This is a genomic window from Lentzea sp. NPDC051838, assembly GCF_040681245.1.
In the GTDB taxonomy this organism is placed as follows: Bacteria; Actinomycetota; Actinomycetes; order Mycobacteriales; family Pseudonocardiaceae; genus Lentzea.
In genome coordinates this window covers 49,014-71,825 of record NZ_JBFAYI010000021.1, presented here as the reverse complement: position 1 = coordinate 71,825, position 22,812 = coordinate 49,014, and the positions used below count along the sequence as shown (strand labels likewise).

General features: G+C 69.0%; 24 protein-coding genes. 14 read left to right on the top strand and 10 right to left on the bottom strand.

Annotated elements, in window-relative coordinates:
* On the bottom strand, positions 1-264 hold a 264-nt coding region (locus AB0M24_RS33455; RefSeq protein WP_363777178.1), incomplete at its 3' end, for a hypothetical protein.
* 74 nt (positions 265-338) lie between these two features.
* Here AB0M24_RS33455 and AB0M24_RS33450 point away from each other — a divergent pair.
* Together AB0M24_RS33450 and AB0M24_RS33445 are read left to right on the top strand one after the other, a co-directional pair.
* On the top strand, positions 339-1,424 hold the full coding sequence (locus tag AB0M24_RS33450) for an AAA family ATPase (RefSeq protein WP_363777175.1): 1,086 nt from the start codon (positions 339-341) through the stop codon (positions 1,422-1,424).
* Positions 1,417-3,543 (top strand): DUF5682 family protein, encoded by a 2,127-nt coding sequence (locus AB0M24_RS33445; RefSeq protein ID WP_363777172.1) that lies wholly within the window; start codon positions 1,417-1,419, stop codon positions 3,541-3,543. The genes AB0M24_RS33450 and AB0M24_RS33445 overlap by 8 nt, the downstream gene beginning before the upstream one ends.
* Here the strand turns inward: AB0M24_RS33445 and AB0M24_RS33440 are convergent.
* Positions 3,540-3,902 (bottom strand): cupin domain-containing protein, encoded by a 363-nt coding sequence (locus AB0M24_RS33440; RefSeq protein ID WP_363777169.1) that lies wholly within the window; start codon positions 3,900-3,902, stop codon positions 3,540-3,542. The genes AB0M24_RS33445 and AB0M24_RS33440 overlap by 4 nt on opposite strands.
* A gap of 80 nt (positions 3,903-3,982) precedes the next feature.
* On the opposite strand from AB0M24_RS33440, the gene AB0M24_RS33435 reads away from it, so the two are divergent.
* Positions 3,983-4,417 (top strand): MarR family transcriptional regulator, encoded by a 435-nt coding sequence (locus AB0M24_RS33435; RefSeq protein WP_363777363.1) that lies wholly within the window; start codon positions 3,983-3,985, stop codon positions 4,415-4,417.
* A 3-nt stretch (positions 4,418-4,420) separates the two neighbouring features.
* Here AB0M24_RS33435 and AB0M24_RS33430 read toward each other — a convergent pair whose 3' ends face one another.
* Positions 4,421-4,999, bottom strand: coding sequence for a TMEM165/GDT1 family protein (locus tag AB0M24_RS33430; RefSeq protein ID WP_363777361.1), 579 nt, complete (start codon positions 4,997-4,999; stop codon positions 4,421-4,423).
* Between the two features lie 326 nt (positions 5,000-5,325).
* Between AB0M24_RS33430 and AB0M24_RS33425 the strand changes: the two genes are divergently transcribed.
* Genes AB0M24_RS33425 through AB0M24_RS33410 form a run of 4 tightly spaced genes read left to right on the top strand, consistent with a single transcriptional unit; the run spans position 5,326 to position 11,881 of the window.
* Positions 5,326-6,792, top strand: a complete 1,467-nt coding sequence (locus AB0M24_RS33425) for a cytochrome ubiquinol oxidase subunit I (RefSeq protein WP_363777166.1) — start codon at positions 5,326-5,328, stop codon at positions 6,790-6,792.
* A gap of 12 nt (positions 6,793-6,804) precedes the next feature.
* Positions 6,805-7,776, top strand: coding sequence for a cytochrome d ubiquinol oxidase subunit II (gene cydB, locus AB0M24_RS33420; RefSeq protein ID WP_363777163.1), 972 nt, complete (start codon positions 6,805-6,807; stop codon positions 7,774-7,776).
* A complete protein-coding gene (cydD, locus tag AB0M24_RS33415) occupies positions 7,776-10,769 on the top strand; it encodes a thiol reductant ABC exporter subunit CydD (RefSeq protein ID WP_363777160.1) in 2,994 nt (997 codons plus the stop codon). Before cydB ends, cydD begins: the two co-directional genes overlap by 1 nt.
* A 5-nt stretch (positions 10,770-10,774) precedes the next feature.
* Entirely contained in the window at positions 10,775-11,881 is a 1,107-nt protein-coding gene (locus AB0M24_RS33410) for a GAF domain-containing sensor histidine kinase (protein WP_363777157.1), read from the top strand.
* Here the strand turns inward: AB0M24_RS33410 and AB0M24_RS33405 are convergent.
* Entirely contained in the window at positions 11,859-12,476 is a 618-nt protein-coding gene (locus AB0M24_RS33405; RefSeq protein ID WP_269814368.1) for a response regulator transcription factor, read from the bottom strand. The genes AB0M24_RS33410 and AB0M24_RS33405 overlap by 23 nt on opposite strands.
* Before the next feature lie 61 nt (positions 12,477-12,537).
* Here AB0M24_RS33405 and AB0M24_RS33400 point away from each other — a divergent pair, with 61 nt between their 5' ends.
* The gene (locus AB0M24_RS33400; RefSeq protein WP_363777153.1) at positions 12,538-13,032 is read left to right on the top strand and encodes a GNAT family N-acetyltransferase; all 495 of its coding nucleotides are present in this window, start codon (positions 12,538-12,540) and stop codon (positions 13,030-13,032) included.
* Between the two features lie 48 nt (positions 13,033-13,080).
* Here AB0M24_RS33400 and AB0M24_RS33395 read toward each other — a convergent pair whose 3' ends face one another.
* Positions 13,081-13,599 carry a macro domain-containing protein gene (locus tag AB0M24_RS33395; protein WP_363777359.1) on the bottom strand — a complete coding sequence of 173 codons (519 nt, stop codon included), beginning with the start codon at positions 13,597-13,599 and terminating at the stop codon, positions 13,081-13,083.
* Positions 13,600-13,746: 147 nt separating this feature from the next.
* On the opposite strand from AB0M24_RS33395, the gene pheA reads away from it, so the two are divergent.
* Both pheA and AB0M24_RS33385 read left to right on the top strand, forming a co-directional pair.
* On the top strand, positions 13,747-14,637 hold the full coding sequence (gene pheA, locus AB0M24_RS33390; RefSeq protein ID WP_363777150.1) for a prephenate dehydratase: 891 nt from the start codon (positions 13,747-13,749) through the stop codon (positions 14,635-14,637).
* Complete coding sequence (locus AB0M24_RS33385; RefSeq protein ID WP_363777147.1) at positions 14,634-15,227, top strand: histidine phosphatase family protein; 594 nt, start codon at positions 14,634-14,636, stop codon at positions 15,225-15,227. The genes pheA and AB0M24_RS33385 overlap by 4 nt, the downstream gene beginning before the upstream one ends.
* Here AB0M24_RS33385 and AB0M24_RS33380 read toward each other — a convergent pair.
* Positions 15,224-15,574 (bottom strand): metallopeptidase family protein, encoded by a 351-nt coding sequence (locus AB0M24_RS33380; RefSeq protein ID WP_363777144.1) that lies wholly within the window; start codon positions 15,572-15,574, stop codon positions 15,224-15,226. The genes AB0M24_RS33385 and AB0M24_RS33380 overlap by 4 nt on opposite strands.
* Positions 15,571-16,590, bottom strand: a complete 1,020-nt coding sequence (locus AB0M24_RS33375; RefSeq protein ID WP_363777141.1) for a septum formation family protein — start codon at positions 16,588-16,590, stop codon at positions 15,571-15,573. Before AB0M24_RS33375 ends, AB0M24_RS33380 begins: the two co-directional genes overlap by 4 nt.
* Before the next feature lie 192 nt (positions 16,591-16,782).
* Between AB0M24_RS33375 and AB0M24_RS33370 the strand changes: the two genes are divergently transcribed.
* The 3 genes from AB0M24_RS33370 to AB0M24_RS33360 are packed head-to-tail and all read left to right on the top strand — an operon-like array spanning position 16,783 to position 19,073.
* Complete coding sequence (locus AB0M24_RS33370) at positions 16,783-17,427, top strand: hypothetical protein (RefSeq protein ID WP_363777138.1); 645 nt, start codon at positions 16,783-16,785, stop codon at positions 17,425-17,427.
* 5 nt (positions 17,428-17,432) lie between these two features.
* The gene (locus AB0M24_RS33365; RefSeq protein WP_363777135.1) at positions 17,433-18,596 is read left to right on the top strand and encodes a glutathionylspermidine synthase family protein; all 1,164 of its coding nucleotides are present in this window, start codon (positions 17,433-17,435) and stop codon (positions 18,594-18,596) included.
* 21 nt (positions 18,597-18,617) lie between these two features.
* Positions 18,618-19,073, top strand: coding sequence for a DUF350 domain-containing protein (locus tag AB0M24_RS33360; protein WP_363777132.1), 456 nt, complete (start codon positions 18,618-18,620; stop codon positions 19,071-19,073).
* Positions 19,074-19,102: 29 nt separating this feature from the next.
* Here the strand turns inward: AB0M24_RS33360 and AB0M24_RS33355 are convergent, their stop codons facing one another.
* Positions 19,103-19,393: a hypothetical protein gene (locus tag AB0M24_RS33355; RefSeq protein WP_363777128.1), complete on the bottom strand. Its 291-nt coding sequence runs from the start codon at positions 19,391-19,393 to the stop codon at positions 19,103-19,105.
* Between the two features lie 92 nt (positions 19,394-19,485).
* Here AB0M24_RS33355 and serS point away from each other — a divergent pair, with 92 nt between their 5' ends.
* On the top strand, positions 19,486-20,733 hold the full coding sequence (gene serS, locus AB0M24_RS33350; protein ID WP_363777125.1) for a serine--tRNA ligase: 1,248 nt from the start codon (positions 19,486-19,488) through the stop codon (positions 20,731-20,733).
* On the opposite strand, the gene lhgO is transcribed toward serS, so the two are convergent.
* Positions 20,726-22,012: an L-2-hydroxyglutarate oxidase gene (gene lhgO, locus AB0M24_RS33345; protein ID WP_363777357.1), complete on the bottom strand. Its 1,287-nt coding sequence runs from the start codon at positions 22,010-22,012 to the stop codon at positions 20,726-20,728. The genes serS and lhgO overlap by 8 nt on opposite strands.
* Positions 21,919-22,800, bottom strand: coding sequence for an LLM class flavin-dependent oxidoreductase (locus tag AB0M24_RS33340; protein WP_363777122.1), 882 nt, complete (start codon positions 22,798-22,800; stop codon positions 21,919-21,921). Before AB0M24_RS33340 ends, lhgO begins: the two co-directional genes overlap by 94 nt.
* Positions 22,801-22,812: the final 12 nt, after the last annotated feature.

The window sequence follows — 22,812 nt, the reverse complement described above, 5'->3', positions numbered from 1 at the left end:
CGGCTCAGCGCCCGCCGGCTCAGCGCCCGCCGGCTCAGCGCCCGCCGGCTCCGCGCCCGCCGGCTCCGCGTCCGCCGGCTCCGCGTCCGCCGGCTCCGCGTCCGCCGGCTCAGCGCCCGCCGGCCCCGCGCCCACCGGCCCCGCGCCCACCGGCCCCGCGCCCAGCTCCACCCCGCCCAGCTCCACCCCGCCCAGCTCCACCCCGCCCAGCTCCACCCCGCCGCCCTCACCCGCGGCCGGTCCCAACCCCGCCCCACCACCCACGGCGGACCCCGCGAGCGCCCCCGAGTGACGGCACCAGCACACTTCGAACCAAGGCAACGCATCCAGGAGGCCCAGTGACCGCCGTGCTCAGGCCGACGGCCGAACAGCAGTACGCCGCCGAGCTGGCAGCCGTCGCGGCCCAGGACGACCGTCAGCGGCCGCCCAACTGGAACCTGTCCCCGCAGGCCGTCGTCACGTACGTCCTCGGCGGCACCCTCCCGGACGGCACGGTGATCACGCCGAAGTACGTGGGCGCGCGCCGCCTGGTCGAGGTCGCCGTGGGCACCTTGGTCACGGACCGCGCGCTGCTCCTCGTCGGTGTCCCCGGCACGGCCAAGTCGTGGCTGTCCGAACACCTCGCGGCGGCGATCAGCGGCGACTCGACGCTGGTGGTCCAGGGCACGGCGGGCACGAGCGAGGACCAGGTCCGCTACGGCTGGAACTACGCGCGCCTCATCGCCGAAGGCCCTAGCGAGCAGGCACTCGTGCCCAGCCCGGTGATGAAGGCGATGCAACAGGGCGCGGTGGTCCGGGTCGAGGAGCTGACCCGCATGCCGTCCGAGGTCCAGGACTCGTTCATCACGATCCTGAGCGAGAAGTCGCTGCCGGTTCCGGAGCTGAACACCCAGGTCCAGGCGGTGCCGGGCTTCACGGTCATCGCGACGGCGAACGACCGCGATCGGGGCGTCAACCAGATGTCGTCGGCGCTCGCGCGGCGCTTCAACACCGTTGTGCTGCCGCCGCCCGCCACCGAGGACGCCGAGGTCGAGATCGTCGTGACCCGCGCCCAGCAGCTCGGCAAGGCGTTGCAGCTGCCGGCCGAGCCGCCCGCGCTCGACGAGGTGCGCCGGGTCGTGCGGATCTTCCGCGAGCTGCGCAACGGTTCCACTGTGGACGGTCGCACGCAGCTGAAGAAGCCCAGCGGCAGCCTGTCCACCGCGGAGGCCATCTCGGTCGTCGCCAACGGCATGGCGCTCGCCGGCCACTTCGGCGACGGCACGCTCGGCGCGGACGAGCTGGCCAGTGGCCTCATCGGCTCGATCATCAAGGACCGCGTGTCGGACGCGACCGTGTGGCAGGAGTACCTGGAGACGGTGCTGAAGGAGCGCGCCGAGTGGCGTGACCTCTACCGGGCCTGCCTGGACGTGAGCGGTGACTGAGCCCGTACTGCTGGGCATCCGGCACCATGGCCCCGGCTCGGCCCGGATGGTCAAGAGAGCGCTCGAACAAACACGACCAGCACTGATCCTGATCGAGGGACCGCCAGAGGCCGACGCACTCCTTGCGCACGTCCACGCGCTCACCCCGCCCGTCGCGATCCTGCTCCACGACGAGACGGAACCGGAGAACGCCGCCTTCTGGCCGTTCGCCGAGTTCTCCCCGGAGTGGCAGGCACTCCGCTACGCCGACGAGAACAGCACTCCGGCGCGGTTCTTCGACCTCCCGGCGGCAAGCTCGATCGGCGACGACGGTCCGAGCGGCAACGTCGACCCGATCGGCCTGCTCGCCGAGGCCGCGGGGTTCGACGACCCGGAACGCTGGTGGGAGGACGTCGTCGAGCACAGCGCGTCCGACCCGATCGACCTGGCGAACGCGATCACCGAGGCCATGGTCGCCGTGCGCGCGGAGTTCGAAGCGGAAGTCGGCGAACGAACGCTGCGCCGAGAAGCGTTCATGCGTCAGACGATCCGCAAGGCGCGCAAGGAAACCGACGGCCCGATCGCCGTCGTGTGCGGCGCCTGGCACGTCCCGGCACTGCTCACCAAGCCGACCGTCGCGAGCGACACCGCGCTGCTGAAAGGCATGCGCCGCCGCAAGATTTCCGGCACGTGGGTGCCGTGGAGCCACGGCCAGCTGGCTGCAGAATCGGGTTACGGCGCCGGCGTCGACTCACCTGGCTGGTACGCGCACCTCTGGCAACACCAGGAAGACGTCGTCCCGCGCTGGTTCGCCAAAGCCGCCGCCGTCCTGCGCGAGGAAGACCTTCCGGCGTCCACCGCCAGCGCGGTCGAAGCCGTGAGGCTGGCGGAAACCCTTGCCGCGCTGAGGGAACGCCCGTCCGCGGGCCTGAGCGAGGTCAACGAGGCAGCGCTCGCGGTCCTCTGCGGCGGCGACGAGATCCCGCTCCAACTGGTCCACCGCAAACTCGTCGTCGGTGAACGCCTGGGCGAGGTCGGCGAGGCGGTCCCGCGTTCTCCGTTGGCCGCGGATCTCCAACGCCTGCAACGAAAACTGCGCCTCCCCTCGGACCCCCAGCCCAAGCAGCTCAAGCTGGACCTCCGCAAGGACACCGACCGCGAGCGCTCGAAACTCCTGCAGCGCCTGGAAGTCCTCGGCGTCCCGTGGGGCAAGCCGGACCGCTCCAACTCCCTCGGCACCTTCGCCGAGGTCTGGCAACTGCGCTGGGACCCGATCTTCGCGGTGTCCGTCGCGGTAGCCGCCCGCCACGGCACCACCGTCCACACGGCAGCCGAGAACGTCCTCACCCAAGCCGCCCAGGACGCGACCCGAGTGGCCGCCGCCGCGAGCACCCTGAGCAAAGCGGTCGGTTGCGAGCTCCCCAAAGCGGTCATCGAGTCCCGCAACGCCCTCGACCGTTGCGCGGCCATGGCCACCGACGCCCTGGAACTGCTGGCCGCCCTCCCGGACCTCGCCAGAACAGTCCGCTACGGCTCAGTCCGAGGCACCGACCCGGAACTGCTCCGCGTGGCTCTCCACGGCCTGCTCACCCGAGGCGCGGTGGGCCTCCCGCTCGCCTGCCGCAACGTGGACGACGAAACGGCGGAGAACGCCCTCCAAACTCTCGACGGCGCCCACGAGGCCACCCGCCTCGCCGCCGACGAGGACCATCAGAAGACCTGGTGGCGAGCCCTCCACGCCCTGGTCAAAGCCGAAGCGCACGGCCTCCCCACCGGCAGGGCCACCCGACTCCTGTGGGAAGCGGGCGAGCTGACCAGCGACGACGTGGCGGCCCGCCTCCACAGAAGCGTCGCCACCGCCTTCGTGGCCGGCTTCCTGCGCGGCTCAGCGACCCTGCTGTCAGCCGACCCGAGACTGTTCGGCCTCATCGACGACTGGCTGACAGGCCTGCGCGGCGACGCCTTCGACGACGCCCTGCCGTTGCTGCGCCGAGCCATCACCGACTTCACGCCCGCCGAGCGGCGCCTGCTCGGCGAACGCGTCGTCGCGGGCGGCACCCCTGCGCCCACCCGCGACGACGAGTGGGACCTGGAGATCGCGGAACGCCTAGCGGCCCACGTGCGCGGCCTCCTGGCTTAAGCAGCCCAGGGCGGCGTGACCGTGGTCCCGTCAGCGAGCGTGCCGATGATCCCCACCGACGTCGCGACCAGCACCCGTGCGGGCCCACCGGTCAACGACAGCTCGGTGTCCGGCTGCACCACGATCACGTCCCCGGCCGACGCCGTCTGCCCCTGGATCGTCACCGTCCCGGACAGCACGTAGAAGACCTCCTCCTTCGACGCGCGGTGCGGCGTCGGGTCGCCGCCCTCCGGCACGTCCACCGTCCACAACGCGATCTCCGTGCTGCCCCGCGAGGGCGAGGCGAACGGCCTGAACTCGAACCCGCCGAACTCGAACGGCTCGACGGAATCCCCCGTAACCAGCAAGACAACCTCCATGTAGTCAACTTGGTTGTCTAACCTTAGAATAAGGTCAACCAGGTTGTCTACCCGGAAAGAGGAAGATGGAACCGGTGCCGATGCTGCTGGCGATGACGTACCGCGCCATGGGCGACCAGTTCCACGACCGGCTCAGGCAGATCGGCCTGGAACCGCTGCGACCCGCGCACGGCTACGTCTTCCGGTTCCTCAAGGAGAAGCGCGCCACGACCGTCGACATCGGACAGCATCTGGGCGTCACCAAGCAGGCGGCCGCGAAGATCGTCAACGAGCTCGACGAGTGGGGGTACGTCCTCAAGGAACCGCACCCCACGGACAAGCGCGCGCAGTACGTCACGCTGACCACGAAGGGTCGCGACTACCTGAAGTTCGCCGACAACCTGTGGTCGGACCTGGAAGCCGAGATGGCCGAGGCGATCGGCCGGAACACGCTCGACACCATCAAGACCGGCCTCGCCGCGTACCTGCAGCACGTCCACGGCGACGACCAGCCAGGGCTGCGTCCGGTCTGGTAGCCCTCAGAACACCTGGGTCAGCGCGACCACGCCGAACACCGCGAAGACCACCCCGGCCACGCGCTGGATCCAGTGCGTCGGCAACCGCCCGGCGAGCTTCCGCCCCACCAGCACGGCCAGCCCGGCGACGGCGACCAGCGCCAGCCAAGCCCCGAGGCCGACCATCAACGGCGCTCCGTAGCGAGCGGTGATGCCGGCGGTCGCGAGCTGCGACGCGTCACCCCACTCGGCCGCGAACAGCACTCCGAACGACGTCAAAGCCGCCCGCCAGAACGGCACGTCGGACCGCACTCCGGCTTCGTCAGCGGAATCGGCGTCCCGCGAGAACCCCTCCTTCAACAGAAGGAACGCGCCCACGCCGAACAGAAGAGCCACGACGCCCGCCACCACCCGATCGGGCAGCAGGGTGATCGCGGAGCCGAACGCCGCGCCGACCATCGTCTGCACGGCGAAAGCGGCGACGACGCCGACGAACACCGGCCACCCGCGGTAACGCGTGGTGAGCACCAGGGTCGCGACCATGGTCTTGTCGGGGAGCTCGACGAGGAACACCACCGCGAACGCGGTGATGAACGCGAGCAATGAGGTGGCCAAGAGGTCCTCCACGTCCGAATACGAGCCCGGACGGAGGCGCAACAGACCCCGACCAGGCATGCTGCAGCCTGGCCGGAGGTCTCGTTCGCCCGCAAAACGGGTGTGGGACCGGATCTGCTCGAAGGCGGATCAGTATGTCGATCACCACGCCACCGGCTACGTGCTCCGGTGGGAACTACTCCCCTCTGGCGCACTCATAGTAACCGACGCATGTCACCCACAAGGCGTGACTTCGCGCACGGGACCTTGGTCCCGAGAGGGAACGGGACCGTCGTACCTCAAATCCCGCAAGATCCACACCTACGCTCGGAAGCGTGGACGTACTCGAACTCGCGCGGTGGCAGTTCGGCATCACCACCGTCTACCACTTCCTGATGGTGCCGCTGACGATCGGACTCTCCCTGCTGGTGGCAGGGATGCAGACCGCGTGGGTGCGCACGGGCGACGAGCGCTACTACAAGATGACGAAGTTCTGGGGGAAGCTCCTCCTGATCAACTTCGCCATGGGTGTCGTGACGGGCATCGTGCAGGAGTTCCAGTTCGGCATGGCCTGGAGCGCCTACTCGAGGTTCGTCGGTGACGTGTTCGGCGCTCCGCTCGCGATGGAGGGGATCGTCGCCTTCTTCGTCGAGTCGACGTTCCTCGGCCTGTGGATCTTCGGCTGGGACAAGCTGCCGAAGAAGATCCACCTCGCCTGCGCCTGGGCGTTCTCACTCGCCACGATGGCCAGCGCCTACTTCATCCTCGCCGCCAACTCGTGGATGCAGCACCCCGTCGGCATCGTGCTGAAGGACGGACGGCCGCGCCTCAACTCGATCTGGGCCGTGCTCACCAACAACACGGTGCTCGCCGCCTTCCCGCACACCATCGCGGGCGCGTTCGCGGTGGCCGGCGCGTTCCTAGTGGGCATCGCCGCCTGGCACCTGCACAAGAAGTCGCAGGACGAGGGTGTCTGGCGCAGCTCGCTCAAGCTCGGCACCTGGGTCGGTGTCGTAGCGTTCGGCGCGCTGGCGATCAGCGGCGACCTGCAGGGCAAGCTGATGTTCGAGCAGCAGCCGATGAAGATGGCCGCCGCGGAAGCCCTGTGCCACACCGAACAACCGGCGTCGTTCAGCGTCTTCGCGTACGGCGACGTCACGCGGCCCGACTGCGAGAACGTCAAGAGCATCACCGTGCCCGCACTGCTGAGCTTCTTGGCGCACAACGACTTCAGCAGCGAGGTCAAGGGCATCCAGGACCTCGTCCCGCTGTACCAGGAGAAGTACGGAACCAACTACCCGGTCGATCCTAAGCTGGGTGAGCTCAGCGGCAAGCCGATCGACTACGTGCCGGCGCTTCCGGTGACGTACTGGGGCTTCCGGCTGATGATCGGGTTCGGTGGCATCTCGGCCGGCCTGGGCGTCTTCATGCTGTGGCTGACGCGCAAGAACCGGACGCCCACCGGCTGGTGGTTCCCGGCTCTGGGCCTCGCCGGCATCGCGACTCCCTTCCTGGCCAACAGCTTCGGCTGGATCTTCACCGAGATGGGGCGGCAGCCGTTCGTGGTGGTGCCCAACCCGACCGGTGTGGACGGTGTCTGGATGTTCACCGCGCAGGCGGTCAGCGGCATCAGCCCCGCCGAGATCCTGACCTCGCTCATCGCACTGACCACGGTCTACAGCGTGCTGGCGGTCGTGGAGTTCTACCTGATCCGCAAGTACGTCAGAGGCGGGATACCCGGCGTACTGCCCCAGAAGACCCCAGGAAACGACACCGACGGCGCCCTGGCGTTCGCGTACTAGGGGAGAGGCGACGTGGAAACGCTCTGGTTCGTGCTGATCGCCGTGCTGTGGCTCGGCTACCTGTTCCTCGAAGGATTCGACTTCGGTGTCGGCATGCTGCTGCCCGTTCTCGGGCGCACCAACGCCGAACGCCGGGTCATGATCAACACCATCGGGCCGGTGTGGGACGGCAACGAGGTGTGGCTCATCGTCGCGATCGGTGCCACGTTCGCGGCCTTCCCCGGCTGGTATGCGGCGCTGCTGAGCGCCGCGTACCTGCCACTAACGTTGTTCCTCATCGCGTTGATCGGGCGCGGGGTCGCGTTCGACTACCGCGGCAAGGTCGAGTCGGCGGTGTGGCGCAAGGCCTGGGACATCACGATCATCGTCGGCTCGTGGACCGCGACGTTGTGCGTCGGCCTGCTGATCTCGACGACCGTGCTGGGTCTGCCGATCGACGCGAACGGTGACCGCGTGGGCTCGGTGTTCGCGGCGTTCCGGCTCGACACGGTCGTTGGCGCGCTTGCCTTCGCGGGCTACGCGCTGGTGCACGGCGCGGTCTTCACGGCGCTGAAGACCGAGGGCGAGATCCGCGACCGGGCCCGTCGCGTGGCGCTGATGATGGCTCCGGTGGCACTGCTGCCGCTCATCGCGCTGCTCGCGATCGTCGCCGGGTTGTGGGCCGGCGTGGTCGTGCTGGTGCTCGCCGCCGCGATGTGGCGCCTGCTCGCGAACCGCGACGGTCAGTCGTTCTTCCTGATGGGACTGGCGATCGCGGCGAGTGTCGCGATCCTGTTCGGCTCGCTCTACCCGAACGTGCTGCCGTCGACGCTCAACGACGCGTGGTCGCTCACGATCGCCAACACCGCGTCGAGCCCGTACACGTTGCAGGTGATCACCTGGGTCGCCGGGTTCGGCACGCCCGCCGTGCTCGTCTACCAGGGCTGGACCTACTGGGTGTTCCGCAAGCGCATCGGTGTTCAGCACATCCCGGCAGCGCACTGATGAAGAGAGGCCCGCTGGGAGCACTGCCCCAGCTCTCGAAGAACGCCAGGAGCGCCCTCGTCGGGGTGGGCGCGCTGGCGTTCCTCAACGCCCTCGCGCTCGTCGCCCAGGCCGTTGCGCTGGCGAGCGTGATCACGACTCGCGACGGCTTACCGCTGCTGGCCGTGGCGATCCTGGCGCGCGCAGCGCTGTCGTGGGCAACGGAATCCGCTGCTGCGCGCGCCGCCGCCGGTGCCAAGGAGGAGCTGCGGACCCAGCTGCTGGCCAAGTCGTTCGAACGCGGTCCCGGCTGGATCGCGGACCGCGGCACGGCCGAGCTGTCGGTGCTCGCGACCAAGGGCCTCGACGCGCTCGACGCCTACTTCACCCGCTACCTGCCCGCGCTGGTCACGGCCGTGATCGTGCCGCCATTGGTCGGCGCGTGGATCCTCTTCACGGACTGGCCGTCGGCGGTCCTGATCGCGGTGACCGTGCCGCTGATCCCGGTCTTCGCCGCGCTGATCGGCTGGTACACCGAGAAGCGCGTGCAGAAGGCCGCGGACGTCACGGAACTCTTGAGCGCTCAGCTCCTCGAACTGCTGCGCGCCCTTCCGGTTCTGACGGTGTTCGGCCGCGCCAAGCAGCAGGCCACGGCGGTCCGGCAGATCGGTGAGCAGCACCGCAAGGCCACGATGGGCACGCTGAAGATCGCGTTCCTCTCGGCGTTGGTGCTGGAGATCGCTGCCTCGCTGTCGGTCGCGTTGATCGCGGTCGGCATCGGCATCCGGCTGGTCCACGGCGACCTGACGCTGATGACCGCGCTGGTCGTGCTGATCCTGGCGCCGGAGTGCTACCTGCCGCTGCGTGCGGCCGGAGCGGCTCACCACGCCAGTGAGGACGGCCTCGAAGCGGTGCGCAGGGTCGCCGAAGTGGTCGAGCACGAGGACAAGAGCAGGCCGCGCGTGCCAGGTGGTTCGGTGCACGTCGACAACCTGCGCGTGCTCCGGCGAGGTGGATTCGCTCCGGACGGCATCAGCTTCGACGTCCGGCCAGGCGAGATCTACCGGCTCGACGGCGCGAGTGGCGCCGGCAAGTCGACGACGTTCCAGGTGCTGCTGGGCTTCCTGGAGCCGACCGACGGCACGACGTTCGTGGCGGGAGACATCGCCTACGTGCCGCAGAAGCCCGCATTCGCCGCTGCCACTCCGCGCGCTGAGCTGGAGCTGACGGTTCCTGGGGCGGAAGACATCGAGGACGTTGCGCACGAGGTCGTGGCCGCGCATCTGCTCGACCGGCAGATCACGGATCTCTCGACCGGCGAGCGTCAACGGGTCGCTGTCGCGCGCGCCCTGCTGAGGGTTCGCCACGGCGCCACGGTGCTGCTGCTCGACGAACCGACCGCGCACCTCGACCCGGTGACAAGTCGCAAAGTCGACAAAGCGATCAAGAGAGCAAGCGCCACGGCGGCCGTCGTCCTCGCCTCGCACCGCGAGAAGGAGGCGAGCGAGGACGAGACGTTCGCCAGGGTCGTCACCGAGGAACAGCAGCAGGAACGCCCGAAGCGCCTGCCGATTCCGCTCAAGGGTTCTGCGCTGGGCGTGCTGGCGACGGTCGCGGGCATCGCACTGACCGCGCTGGCCTCGCACCTGATCGCGCGGGCCGCTGAGATGCCGCCGATCCTGACGCTGTCGGTGCTGGTCGTGGGCGTGCGGACGTTCGCGCTGAGCAAGGGTGTGCTCCGGTACGTCGAGCGGCTGGTCACGCACCACGAGGCGTTCAAGCTGGCCACGAACCTGCGTGCCGAGCTGTGGTTGCGGCTCGTGCGCACCCAACGTCGTGATGGACTGCAACGGCTCGTCGAGGACACCGACACCGTTCGCGACCTCGTGCCGCGCGTGCTCGTGCCGCCGGTCGTGGCGATCGGGGCAGGCATCGCGACCACGATCTTGTTCGCGTTCATCGACCCGGCCGCCGCGCTGACGTTGGGCGGGTTGTTGCTCGCGGCGGGGCTCGCCGCCCCGGCCGTCGCGGTGTGGACCGAGCGCAGGGCCAGCACGAAGCTCGCCAGGGGCCGCCGCAAGGTCGCCCGCGACACGATCGACGCACTCGCCGCCGCACCGGATCTCATCGCGCACGACGCCCACCACCGCCTGTTGGAGCAGCTCCAAGCCGAGGACGCCGAGCTGGCGGTGCAGACCCGCAAGCAAGCGTTTGGCACGGGCGCGGCCACGGCGATCGTCCTGCTCGCGACCGGTGCGGCGGCCCTCGCCTGCGCCATGACCGGCAACCCGGTGCTCGGCCTAGTTCCGCTCGCGCTCGCTGAACCACTGGCTGCCTTGCCGCTCGCCGCACAGCAGCGCAAGGCGCTCCAGGAGGCCAGTGCGCGGTTGCAGTTCGACGCGCCGGAACGCCCGGAGCCTGTTCGCGGCAAGCGGATCCGGTTAGAGAACGTCGACGTCCGCTGGCCCGGCGCGACCGAGCCGACGTTGAAGGACCTCCACCTCAACATCGAGCCCGGCATGCACGTCGCGATCGTCGGACCGTCGGGCAGCGGCAAGTCGACGCTGTTCGCGCTGCTCCTGGGCTTCCTTCAGCCGGAACGCGGGATCGTCGAGCTGCCGCGCGCCACCTGGTGCCCGCAGGAACCGATGCTGGTCAGCACGACGGTCCGGGAGAACCTGCGGATGTCGGGTCAGCACGACGACGAGCAGCTGAGGCAAGCGCTGGAGCTGGCCTGCCTGCCGGACTGGGCGGACCGGCTCGACACCGTGATCAGGCCTGACCAGGTGTCGGGTGGCGAGGCGCAAAGGCTTGCGCTGGCCAGGGCGCTGCTGCACGACGCCGACGTGGTGCTGCTCGACGAACCGACGGCCCATCTCGACGAACCGACCGCGCGGAAGCTCCTCGACCGGCTCCGGCACGACGGCAGGACGATCTTGCACATCACCCACCGTCCGGACGAGGCCGCGAAGGCGGACCTCGTGCTGGACCTCGGCACGCCCGCATACCGTTGAGGACCATGGACCCCTCCCTGGCGCGGCGCGTGCTCGTCGCGTCCACCGAGATCACGTCGGCGGCGCTGGAAGACCCGGAGAACGTGCTGCGGCTCGTGGTGGAGGCGGCCGCGGAGATCGCGGACGCCGACCTCGGCCTGGCCATGCTCGCCACGGAGGACGACGACGGCACGCTGACCGTCGAGGCGTCCAGCGGCGAACCGGTCGTGGCGACGCTGAGCCCGCGCAGTGCCGCCGCCAAGGCCGCGCGCACAGGGATCCCGGTGATGGCCGACGACGTCACGAACGACCCGCGCACGGCCCCGTACGTGCCGCACGCGCTGAGGAGTTACGGACCGTTCGCGGTGGCGCCCTTCGGCACGTCGGACCGCAAGATCGGCGCTCTGGCGGTTTATCGCCGTAGAGACAAAGCGCCGTTCACGCAGGAGACCGTGGACGTGCTTTCGGCGTTCGCGGCGCAGGCAGGCCTCGCCGTGGTGCTGGCCGAGGGCTTCACGGCACGGCAGCGCGTCGCGGTCTACGAGGAGCGCGAACGAATCGCCCGCGACCTGCACGACGTGATCATCCAGCGGCTCTACGGCGCCGGCGTGCAGCTCAGCCTGCTGGAACGGCGGCTCGGCAAGAAGCTCGACAACACCGATCGCGCCCGCATCAACGAGGCGGTCGACCTGGTGGACGAGACGATCGCCGAGGTCCGCGGAACCGTCCGGAAGCTGCGCAACACCGATCCGGCCGAGGGCGCGGACCTGCTCGACTCGATCAACGCCGAGGTGCGCACGGCCGGTGAGCTGCTCGGATTTTCGCCACGCCTGCACGTGGCCGGCGACCTGGCTCAGGTGCCACGCAGGCATGCCGACGACGCGCGGGCGGCGTTGCGCGAGGCGTTGTCGAACGTCGTGCGGCACTCAGGAGCGACGCACGTGCAGATCGACGTACGGCGTGATGAGAAGCATCTGCTGCTGCGAGTCGCGGACAACGGATGCGGCATCCCGTCCGGCGTAACTCAGCGCGGATTGCGGCATCTCGCGGAGAGGGCGAAGTCCGCGAGTGGCGATTTCCGCGTCGTGAGTTCGCCGAACGGGACGACGCTCACCTGGTCCGTCCCCGTTTAGCCACCCATGCGGCGGCTTGCGTTCGCCGTTCCATGCCGAGTTTGGCGAGTACGGACGTCACGTAGTTCTTCACCGTCTTCTCCGCGAGGAAGAGACGTTCACCGATTTGGCGGTTTGTGAGGCCCTCTCCGATCAGCTCCAGCACTCGCTGTTCCTGATCGGTGAGGCCGACCGGGGCCGGATTGCGCATCCGTTCGAGTACCCGGCTGGTGGTCGCGGGGTCCAGAAGGGACCGTCCAGCCGCGACTTCCCGCACGGCCGTGACGACGTCCTGGCCCCGCACCTGCTTGAGCAGATAGCCGGAGGCACCGGCCATGATGGCCCCGACCAACGCCTCCTCGTCGTCGAAGGCGGTCAACACGAGGCAACGGATGCCGAGATCGCGCAGTGATCGGCACAGGTCGACGCCACTTCCGTCGGGAAGCTGAACGTCCACGACGGCCACATCGGGCGGAGTCTTTTGAGCCCGTGTAACCGCCTCGTCGACGGATCCGGCCTCGGCAATGACCGAGATGTCCGCCTCGTCGTCGAGCATCTCGCGCAGTCCTCTGCGCACTACTTCGTGATCGTCAACCAACAAAACTCGCACTGGCACGAATCCACCGTACGTCGAATGGCTGTTCCTGAGCGTGACTCGGATTGGCACAGTTCTTGTCATGGCAGAAGGCTCGGTACGACCGATCGAGGAAGCTGATCGCATAGTTGTCGCCCGATTGGTACTCGAGCTATGGGGAGCACACACGGCCGTCGCGCACGGCGAGGTGTTCTTCCCCGCCAGTCTGCCGGGCTTCCTCGTGGAGAAGCAGGGCCACGTGCTGGGTCTGCTGACCTACGCGGTGGCGAACCACCAGCTGGAGATCGTCACGATCGACGCGCTTCGGCGGGGCCGCGGCGTCGGCACCGCGCTGGTCGACGCCGCGGTTCGTCAGGCGCGCACACTCGGGTGCAATCGGGTGCGGCTGACGACCACCAACGACAACCTCGACGCGATCCGCTTCTACCAGCGGCGCGGCTTCAAGCTGTCGGCGTTGAGACCCGACGCGGTGCGCGAAGCCCGCAAGCTGAAGCCCGAGATCCCGGCGGTTGGGGATTTCGGTATCCCCATCACAGATGAGGTTGACCTGGAGCGATGGGTCGCACCTAGGCAGTAGTCCACAAGCATCCACAACCTTGTCCACAGGGTTGTGCACAGCTTTGGATCACACGTGGAGCGGGTTGAACGCCTCGTCCCACGCGGCCGCGACCTGATGCGCGCACGTCGACGGCGCGACGCCTCCCACCCCGGTGCCGAGTCCCGGCATCGCGATGGTGCGGACGGCGTCGCGCACCGGCGTGCCGTCCTCGAGGCGGCCTTCGAGCCAGAGCCTGAGCACCGCCCGTGCGGCCAGGTACGGGTGCACGGTGTCGATCGGCAGCCGCTCACCGGGCCGGCGCATGGTCGGCGCGCTGATGAGCCACGCCGGTTCGGTCTCGCCGGTCGCCACGATCTGCGCCTCGCCGACCGGAAGCTCGCCGCCGTGCAACGTGAGGACCGCGCTGCGGACGTTGTTCTCGACGTCCGGGAACGCCGTGGCGTAGACGGCGTCGATGCCACCGCGCATCCAGCCCTGCGAGTTGGCCGGGCTGACGATGGCCTGCGCGTTGATGTCCAGCACGGACCCGCGATGCACCCGCACTCCGGCGCGTCCGTTCGCGACAGCGAGCCAGGCGTTCGCCATCGGTTCGTCGACCGCGCACAACACGAGTTCTGGCGCTAGAGCGGGCACGCCCCAAGCATTCCAGTTCGAACGGTCCTGACGGAACCCAGGTTTGGCAGCGGACACAGGCGTGATTTGCGCCTCTGATCGCCGCACTACGCTGACCCGATGCCGCGCATTGCGTACTTCGGACCACAGGGCACCTTCACCGAGCAGGCAGCGATGAGGTTCGAGGGCGAGCTCGTCCCGTTCGAAACGATCCCGCTCGCGATCTCCGCGCTGCGCGGCGGCGAGACCGAGTTCGCGTGCGTGCCGATCGAGAACTCCGTCGAGGGTGCCGTGCCGGCGACGCTGGACGCGCTGATTCGCGACGAGCCGGTCGTGGCCGTCGCCGAGACCGTGCTGGACGTCCGCTTCAGCGTCCTGGTCCGTCCGGGGACCACCGAGATCAAGTCGGTGGCCTCGCACCCGCACGCGCTGGCTCAGGTGCGCGAGTGGATCGCCTCGGAGCTGCCGGGCGTCACGTCGATCGCCACCTCGTCCACCGCTGCTGCTGCCGCCGCGGTTGAGCGCGGGGAGTTCGATGCCGCCGTGACCGCTCCGGTGGCCGTGAACCACTACAAGCTCGACGAGTACGCCACCGACGTGCTGGACGTGGCCGACGCGCGGACCCGCTTCCTGCTGCTGCAACGTCCGGGGCAGCTGCCTGAGCCGACCGGAGCAGACCGCACCAGCGTCGTCGTGACCACGCCGGACCGCATGGGCGTGCTGTCCGAGCTGCTCACGGAACTGGCTCTGCGTGGGATCAATCTCACCGGCCTCGAATCGCGCCCCACGAAGGGCAAACTGGGGGAGTACCGCTTCTACATCGACGTCGAGGGGCACATCGCAGAACCGAGGATCGGTGACGCGCTGGCCGCGCTGCACCGACACTCGCGCGAGATCCGGTTCCTCGGGTCCTTCCCGAAGGCCGACCACAGGCCCGTCGAGGCCCACAACGCCGAGTTCACCGCAGCAGCCACTTGGGTCGATGCTGTCAGAAAGGGCGAGACCGGGTGAGGTTGCTGCTGGTCAGGCACGGTGAGACGGCGTCGAACATCGAACGCAAGCTGGACACGGCCATGCCAGGTCCACCCCTCACCGAACTGGGCCAGAAGCAGGCCCGCGAGCTGTCGGACGTGCTGGTCGGCGAGGACATCGCCGCCGTCTACGCGAGCATCGGCCTGCGCGCCCAGCAAACCGCCGCCCCGACCGCCGAACGCCTCGGCCTGCCCGTGCAGATCCTGGAGGGCGTCCACGAGATCCAGGTGGGCTCGCTGGAGGGGCGCAACGACCCCGACGCCTACCGGATCTACCTGGAGACGGTCATCAAGTGGGCCGAGGGCGACCTCGACCTGCCGTTCCCCGACGGCGGCGAGTCCGGGCAGCAGGTCCTCGACCGCTTCCTGGGTGCCGTCGAGTCGATCAGGCAGGACGGCACGGTCATGGTCGTCACCCACGGCGGCTCCGGACGGATGGGTGCGTTAGCGCTGGCGTCCAACGTGCCGGTGGAGCTGGCGGAGAACCTGCTGCCGAACACCGGCGTCGTGGTGCTGGAGTCCGAGGGCGACGGCTGGGTGTGCCGCTCCTGGGCAGGCGTGGAGCTCTAGCCCCAGCCCAGCTCGTGCAGCCGAGCGTCGTCCACCCCGAAGTGGTGGGCGATCTCGTGCACCACCGTGATGATCACTTCCTCCACGACGTCCTCCTCGGAGTCGCAGATGTCGAGGATCGCCTCGCGGTAGATGAAGATGTGGTCCGGCAGGTTGCCGCCGTAGTCCGTGCTGCGCTCGGTCAGCGCGATCCCCTGGTACAGCCCGAGCAGTGACGGTTCGTCGGGGTTGCGGTCCTCGACCAGCACCACCACGTTGTTCATCGCGTGCGTGAACTCCGGCGGGACCAGGTCCAGGGCTTCCTCGACCAGCTCGTCGAACCGAGCACGGGTCATCTCGACGGTCATCGGGGCTCGGTGGTCGTGGTCGGGCTGGACGAGGACGGCTTGTCGGGCTTGCCCGAGTCCGACGGCTTGCCGGACTCCGAAGGCGGCTTGCCCGACTCGGAGTGCAGCGGCGCGCCGGTCGGCTCGTCCTGCGGCTTCACCGAGGTGGTCTGCGGCGGGTTCGCGGTGGTCAGCGGGGCGCCGTTGGGGTTGCGGACGCTGTCCTTCCACGCCACGAGGTTGTTGCCCTGGGGGACGGCGCCGATCTTGCAGTTGGCCTTGCGGGAACCGACGGCCCAGCTCTTCTCCGAGCGGGTGTCCCAGGTGACGAGCAGGTTCTTCGCCTTCAGGTCGGCACCGCCGGTGTAGTCCGCGGCGATGGCGGCGCACTTCTCGGACATGGCCGAGTCCTGCTTCTCGATCGGCATGAACTCGCCCTCGGGGTGCTGGACGACGCCGACGATCTCGAACGCGTGCGGCTGGTCGCAGCCGACCGGGTCGCCGACCGTGTTGTTCTCGCCCAGGGCGACGCAGACCGCCGGGTCGTAGACGTTCGACTGGTCCTGGGTCTTCGCGCTGCCGAACGACGGGAGTGCCGCTCCGGAGGGCGCTGTGACCTGCAGGCCGCAGCGGATCTGCCGGTAGTTCTCGGACCAGCGGTGCTCGTCCGGGTTCAGGGTGCTGACGCCGTACTTGCCGTCCGGGTCGAGCTTGCCGGACATGTACGAGCTGGCGGCGGAGGCGCAGTGCTCCTGCGAGATCTTCTCCCAGGCGTCCGCGTTCGGGAACGGCGCGTCCTTCGGGTACGCGGCGGTGATGTCGGCCGTGCCGGTGACCTCGAAGCGGTGGGCGGCGCCGCAGTCGACCTTCTGCGCGTCGGAGAGGTCCTTCTTCTCCCAGTTGAGGCACTCGCCCGCGTTCGCCTGGTAGGCCGCGTTGACGAGCTCGCGTTTCGACCCCAGCGGGCCTCCTGCCAGCACGGACGTGAACGCGGACAACATCAACAAGACGAACGCGCCGAGGAAAGCGCCGACCATCACAAGCCGCGTGTCGCGGATGTGACCAGATCGACTCAACCAACCGGCGCTCGGAGACATCTCATCCATGATGCCCGTGCCGTGTGAGACGGCTGTGCGCCGGGTTCGGTCGAGTGTTGCTATTAGGACACTCGTCACGGAATCGGCCGTCGTTCAGCCGCGTCGCTAGGTACCTTGCCCGCGGGAGTGGTGATGACTGACAACAACGTGCCAGGACCTGGCCAGCCGACGCCCCAGCCAGGGCCCGGCCAGCCGCAGCAGCCGCAACAGCAGCCGCCGCAGTACCAACCGGCGCCGCAGCCGAACGCGCCCGTCAAGGGCAAGGGCAGCATGCGCCAGCAGCAGGCCGGCGTGACGCAGCCGCGTCAGGCGACGGTCGCCGAGCAGCGCGCTCGTGCCGCCGCGTTGAAGGCGCAGCAGGAGCGGTTCGCCGCCGAGTCCGCCGCGTTCGAGAAGAAGCGCAAGACCCGCAAGCGCCTGCTCATCGGTGGTGGTGTCACCGTGGGCATCGTGGCGCTGGTCGCGATCTGGTACGCCGCCGCCAGCCCGTCCAACGTGACGGCGCAGTGCACGGACCAGAACAACGTGATCGTCGACGACGACTACTGCTCCGACAGCTACTACCGCAGCCACGGCGGCTACAGCAGCGGTGGCTTCATCTACATCGGCAGCTCGTCGTACCGCTACAACTACGGCGGGTCCGGCGTGGTCGGGCAGAAGGTCACCGGCGGCAGCTACACGATCCCCAAGGGCGCGAACGTCACCACGAAGTCGGGCACGTCCGTCCAGCGCGGCGGCTTCGGCATCAGCAGCGGCTCGTCCAGCAGCGGAGGCTGACCCAGTTGCGTCGTGACACCTCGCAACCGCGGCCGAACTGGCAGCGCACGGTCTCGGACCAGGGGTTGGTCTTCGGCCTGCCCGCGAAGTACGCGAACGGAGCCGATCGCCCGTACTGGGACGAGTCGGTGCACTACGTGTTCGAGATGAGCGAGATCCTCTCGCTCGAAGCCGACGTCGAGCTGCTCCACTCCATGTGCCTCGACGCGGTGGACAACGTGGTCCTGACCGAGCGCTACCGGGACTTCGGCATCCCAGAGTGGGTCTGGCCGCACATCGCCGAGTCGTGGCGCCGCCGCGACCCGCACGTCTACGGCCGCTTCGACCTGCGCTACGACGGCTCCGGCCCGGCCAAGCTGCTCGAGTACAACGCGGACACCCCCACGTCACTGCTGGAGGCCGCGTACATCCAGTGGTACTGGAAGGAAGAGGTCTTCCCGGACGACGACCAGTGGAACTCGCTGCACGAGCGCCTGGTCGAGCGCTGGACCGAGATCGGTGCCAAGCTCCCGTCCGGTGAGCTGCACTTCAGCTGGTCGAGCGCGGACCCGTCCGGCGAGGACCACCTCACCGCCGCGTGCCTGCAGGAGACGGCCGCGGAGGCCGGCCTGAACACCGTGGGCATCGCGATGGAGGACATCGGCTGGGACACGCTGCTCAACAGGTTCGTGGATCTTGAGGAATCGCCGATGAACGCGGCGTTCAAGCTCTACCCGTGGGAGTGGGTGGTCGAGGAGCAGTTCGGCCGCCACGCCGTCGAGTCGCTGCCCGGCACCCTGTGGATCGAGCCGCTGTGGAAGATGCTGCTCTCCAACAAGGCGCTGCTCGCGATCCTGTGGGAGATGCACCCCGGCCACCCCAACCTGCTCCCGGCCTTCCTGAACGACCCCGGCCTGCTCACCGAGTACGTGCGCAAACCGCTGCTCGGGCGCGAGGGGTCGAACATCCAGATCGTCGCTCCTGGCTACGAGACGCAGACCGGTGGCGTGTACGGCAAAGAAGGTTTCGTGTACCAGCTGTTCGATCCGCTTCCGGAGTTCGACGGCTACCGCCCCGCATTGGGTGCCTGGGTCGTCGGCGACACGTCGGCAGGCCTCGGCATCCGGGAAACGGTCGGTCTGGTGACCGACGATGGCGCGGCGTTCGTGCCGCATCGAATTGTTGAGTAAGACTCCGAAAGGGAACAGCACATGACGACCACGCTGCTCGCGTTGGACCCCGGCTTCGGCGCGACCTTGGGTCGGAACATCGGCGCGATCGCGCTGTACGCCGTCGTCGGTCTCGTCCTCATGGTGTTCGGCTTCTACGCCATCGACTGGACGACGCCGGGCAAGCTGTCCGCCCTCGTCCGCAACGGCTGCCCGAACGCCGTCATCGTGACCGCCTCCGGACTCGTCTCGATGGCGTTCATCGTGGTCATCGCGATCACGTCGTCGGTCGGCAAGCTCGACGAGGGCCTGCTGTCGGCGCTGATCTACGGCCTGGTCGGCATCATCGTGCAGGTCGCCGCCGTGCGTCTGCTGGAGTGGGTGACCAAGCTGGACATCGGTTCGATCATCGAGTCGGAGAAGTTCGCGCCGGCCTCGGTCGTCGTCGCGTCGGCGCACGTCGCCCTCGGTCTCGTGGTGGCCGTCGCCATCAGCTAGTCACGCGTTCTCGTCGAGGGACCCGGTGCTCAGGCGCCGGGTCCTCGTCGTTTGCGCAGGAGGTGCCGAGCTCCGACGCCGACCGACACCAGGCCGGCCACGCCGAGCAGGATCGGCGGCACGAGCGGCAGCGGGCCCTGGCCACGACCGCCGAACTCGACCAGCCGGCCGTCGCCGAGGTCGACCAGATGAACGCCGTCCACGACGACGGGCACACCGCCGACCGCGTCCCGGTAGGCCTGCGGCAGCAGAACCGCGCACGCGACGAGCAGCGCGAGACCCGCGAAGCCCGCCAGTTTTCCGTTGCGATCGCTCGTCACGAAACGTCCGACGCGGGGCGGCCCGGGGCGTTGCCTCCCCTGCCTCGATATCCGGATGAAGTGCGTCCGAGGTGGGGACTACCCTTTTCAGGGTGATTGACCTCAAGGTGTTGCGCGAGAACCCGGAGATCGTGCGCGCTTCGCAGCGTGCCCGTGGCGAGGACGAGGGCGTCGTCGACTCCCTGCTGTCCGCTGACGAGCGCCGGCGGACCGCCATCTCCCGCGCGGACACCCTGCGCGCCGAGCAGCGGGTCCTCGGCAAGGAGGTCGGCAAGGCCAAGGGCGACGAACGCACGGCGTTGCTCGTCAAGGCCAAGGAGCTGGCCGCCGAGGTGAAGGCCGCCGAGGCCGAGCAGGGCGCCACCGCCGACGAGGTCAACGAGCTGCTCGCCAAGATCCCGAACCTGGTGCACCCGGACGCGCCGGTCGGTGGCGAGGACGACTTCGTGGTCGTGAAGACCGTGGGCGAGCCGCGCGAGTTCGACTTCGAGCCGCAGGACCACCTGGACCTGGGCACGAAGCTCGGCGCGATCGACATGGAGCGCGGCGCCAAGGTCGGCGGCAGCAGGTTCTACTTCCTCAAGGGCGTCGGCGCGCAGCTGGAGCTCGCGCTGCTCAACATGGCGGCGCAGCAGGCGACGGCCAACGGGTTCCAGCTCATGATCACGCCCACGCTGGTGCGGCCGGAGATCATGGCGGGCACCGGGTTCCTGGGCGCGCACTCGAGCGAGATCTACCACCTGCCGAACGACGACCTGTACCTCGTCGGCACGTCGGAGGTGCCGCTCGCGGGTTACCACGCGGACGAGATCCTCGACGGCGAGCGCCGGTACGCGGGCTGGTCGTCGTGCTACCGCCGCGAGGCCGGCTCGTACGGCAAGGACACGCGGGGCATCATCCGCGTGCACCAGTTCAACAAGGTCGAGATGTTCTCGTACGTGAAGCCCGAGGACGCCGAGGCGGAGCACGCCCGGCTGCTCGGGTGGGAAGAGGAGATGCTCGCCAAGATCGAGGTGCCGTACCGCGTCATCGACACGGCGACGGGTGACCTCGGCATGTCGGCGCACCGCAAGTTCGACTGCGAGGCGTGGGTGCCGACGCAGCAGAAGTACCGCGAGCTGACGTCGACGTCGAACTGCACCACGTTCCAGGCGCGCCGGTTGAACGTGCGCTACCGGGACGAGAACGGCAAGTCGCAGATCGCGGCGACGTTGAACGGCACGCTGGCCACCACGCGCTGGATCGTCGCGATTCTGGAGAACCACCAGAACGCGGACGGCTCGGTCACGGTGCCGCAGGCGATGCGGCCGTTCATGGGCGGTCTCGAAGTTCTCAAGTGAGCGAGGCGATGTGGCGCGCGATCTCCAGCGCGCTCGTCGCCGCAGGTGAAGGCGCGTTCAGGACGTGCACCTGACGGGGAGCCGACTCGATGAGGAAGTCGTCGACCAGCGACCCGTCAGGCAGCATCGCCTGAGCGCGCACACCGCTCTCCGCCCGCACGAGGTCGTCCTCGGTCACCGCGGGCACCAGCCGGGCCAGCGAGGCGGCGAACCGCTTGCGCGACAACGAGCGCAGCACCTCGTCCACCCCGGTCCGCGCGAACTTCCGCGCCAGCTTCCAGGTGCCGGGGAACCGCGCCACGTCGAGAACATCGCTGAACGAGAAGTCCCGCCACCGGTAGCCCTCGCGCCGCAACGCCAGCACCGCGTTCGGCCCGCAGTGCACCGATCCGTCGAGCATCCGGGTCAGGTGCACGCCGAGGAACGGCAGCGTCGGGTCCGGCACCGGGTAGATCAGGCCGCGCACCAACGAGGTGCGTCGAAGCTCGTAGTACTCCCCGCGGAACGGCACGATGCGCGCTGACGGCGTCAACCCCGCGAGCCGCGCGATCCGGTCGCTCTGCAACCCGGCGCAGTTCACGAGCACATCGCCGCGCACGACTTCCTGCGGCGTCGCCACCTCGACGCGCGAACCGACGGTCCGGATCGCCAGCGCGGGAGATTGAAGCCGCAGGTCGTGGCCGTCCAGCGACCGCACGAGCGCAGCGCAGACAGCCGAGTAGTCGATGATCCCGGTGCTCTCCACCCGCAACGCGGCCACGCAGGCCACCTCGGGCTCGTACTCCAAAGCCTCTTCCGCGGTGATCAGCTTCGCGGGCACACCGTTCGCTTCAGCGCGTGAGGCCAAAGCGTGCAGCCGTGGGAGTTCATCGGCGGAGGTGGCTACAACGAGCTTGCCGCACACCTCGACCGGAACGCCGTGCTCGCGCGCGAACGCGACCATCGACGCGTTGCCGGCCACAGACATGCGGGCCTTCAACGAACCGGGCTTGTAGTAGAGCCCGGCGTGCACGACGTTCGAGTTGTGGCCGGTCTGGTGCGCGCCCCAGCGCGACTCCTTCTCCAGCACGGTGACGCGATCACCGCGGGAGGCCAGCTCAGCCGCCACCGCCAGCCCGACGATTCCGCCACCGATCACCACAACAGAGCGCACAGTGACGGAATCTAGTTTCGGCCCGTCCGCCGTTACAGGTGCCGATCGAGTGTCGGCAGCACGTCGGCCGCGACCTCTTCGACGACCTGCTCGCTGCCGGCGTAGATCCCGTCGTGCCGCGGCCAGTGCGCCACCACGTCGGTGAAGCCCAGCTCAGCGGCCCTGCCGACGGCGTCGACGAAGCACTGCACGCTCGACAGCGAGTACACCGGCGCCGAGTCCAGGTTGAGGTAGCGGCTCACCCGCGACGTGCGGCCGTGCGTGGCCAACGTCTCAGTGAACTGCTCCGACAGCCGGGCGACGCCGCTCCACCACTCCTCGTGGTCTTCGACTGGCGGTCCGGTGGTGACCCAGCCCTGACCGAACTTCGCCGCGACGCGCATCGCCTTCGGCCCGTTCGCGGCGACCACGAACGGCACCCGCGGCCGCTGCACGCAACCGGGAGCGCTGCGGGCCTCCTCGGCGGAGAAGAACTCGCCGTGCCACGACGTGCGGTCCTTGATCAGCAGCTGGTCGAGCAGCTCGACGAACTCGCCGAACCGCGCGGTGCGGTCGCGCGGCAGCAACGGCTTCGCGCCCTGCACGACGGTGTCGTACCCGTCCCCACCTGCGCCGACGCCGAGGGTGAAGCGTCCGTCGGACACGTCGTCGATCGTCAGCAGCTCGCGCGCGAACGGCACGGGGTGGCGGAAGTTCGGGCTCGCCACGAAGGTGCCGAGTCTGATGCGCGAGGTGACCAGTGCGGCGGCTGTCAGGGTCGGAATCGCGCCGAACCACGGGCCGTCGACCAGGGTGCGCCAGCCGAGGTGGTCGTAGGTCCACGCGTGGTGGAAGCCGTACTCCTCGGCCGCGCGCCACTTCGGTTCGGCGATCCACCATCGGTGCTCAGGGAGAATCACGATGCCTACGCGCACGGACGTACGGTA

Bases quoted from the DNA above. Each gene is read 5' to 3' on its own strand.
- AB0M24_RS33440 (WP_363777169.1), bottom strand. From the start codon at position 3,902: ATGGAGGTTGTCTTGCTGGTTACGGGGGATTCCGTCGAGCCGTTCGAG.
- AB0M24_RS33410 (WP_363777157.1), top strand. From the start codon at position 10,775: ATGGACCCCTCCCTGGCGCGGCGCGTGCTCGTCGCGTCCACCGAGATC.
- AB0M24_RS33435 (WP_363777363.1), top strand. From the start codon at position 3,983: ATGCTGCTGGCGATGACGTACCGCGCCATGGGCGACCAGTTCCACGAC.
- AB0M24_RS33370 (WP_363777138.1), top strand. From the start codon at position 16,783: ATGACTGACAACAACGTGCCAGGACCTGGCCAGCCGACGCCCCAGCCA.
- AB0M24_RS33395 (WP_363777359.1), bottom strand. From the start codon at position 13,599: ATGGCGAACGCCTGGCTCGCTGTCGCGAACGGACGCGCCGGAGTGCGG.
- AB0M24_RS33360 (WP_363777132.1), top strand. From the start codon at position 18,618: ATGACGACCACGCTGCTCGCGTTGGACCCCGGCTTCGGCGCGACCTTG.
- pheA (WP_363777150.1), top strand. From the start codon at position 13,747: ATGCCGCGCATTGCGTACTTCGGACCACAGGGCACCTTCACCGAGCAG.
- AB0M24_RS33375 (WP_363777141.1), bottom strand. From the start codon at position 16,590: ATGGTCGGCGCTTTCCTCGGCGCGTTCGTCTTGTTGATGTTGTCCGCG.
- AB0M24_RS33380 (WP_363777144.1), bottom strand. From the start codon at position 15,574: ATGACCGTCGAGATGACCCGTGCTCGGTTCGACGAGCTGGTCGAGGAA.
- AB0M24_RS33400 (WP_363777153.1), top strand. From the start codon at position 12,538: ATGGCAGAAGGCTCGGTACGACCGATCGAGGAAGCTGATCGCATAGTT.
- cydD (WP_363777160.1), top strand. From the start codon at position 7,776: ATGAAGAGAGGCCCGCTGGGAGCACTGCCCCAGCTCTCGAAGAACGCC.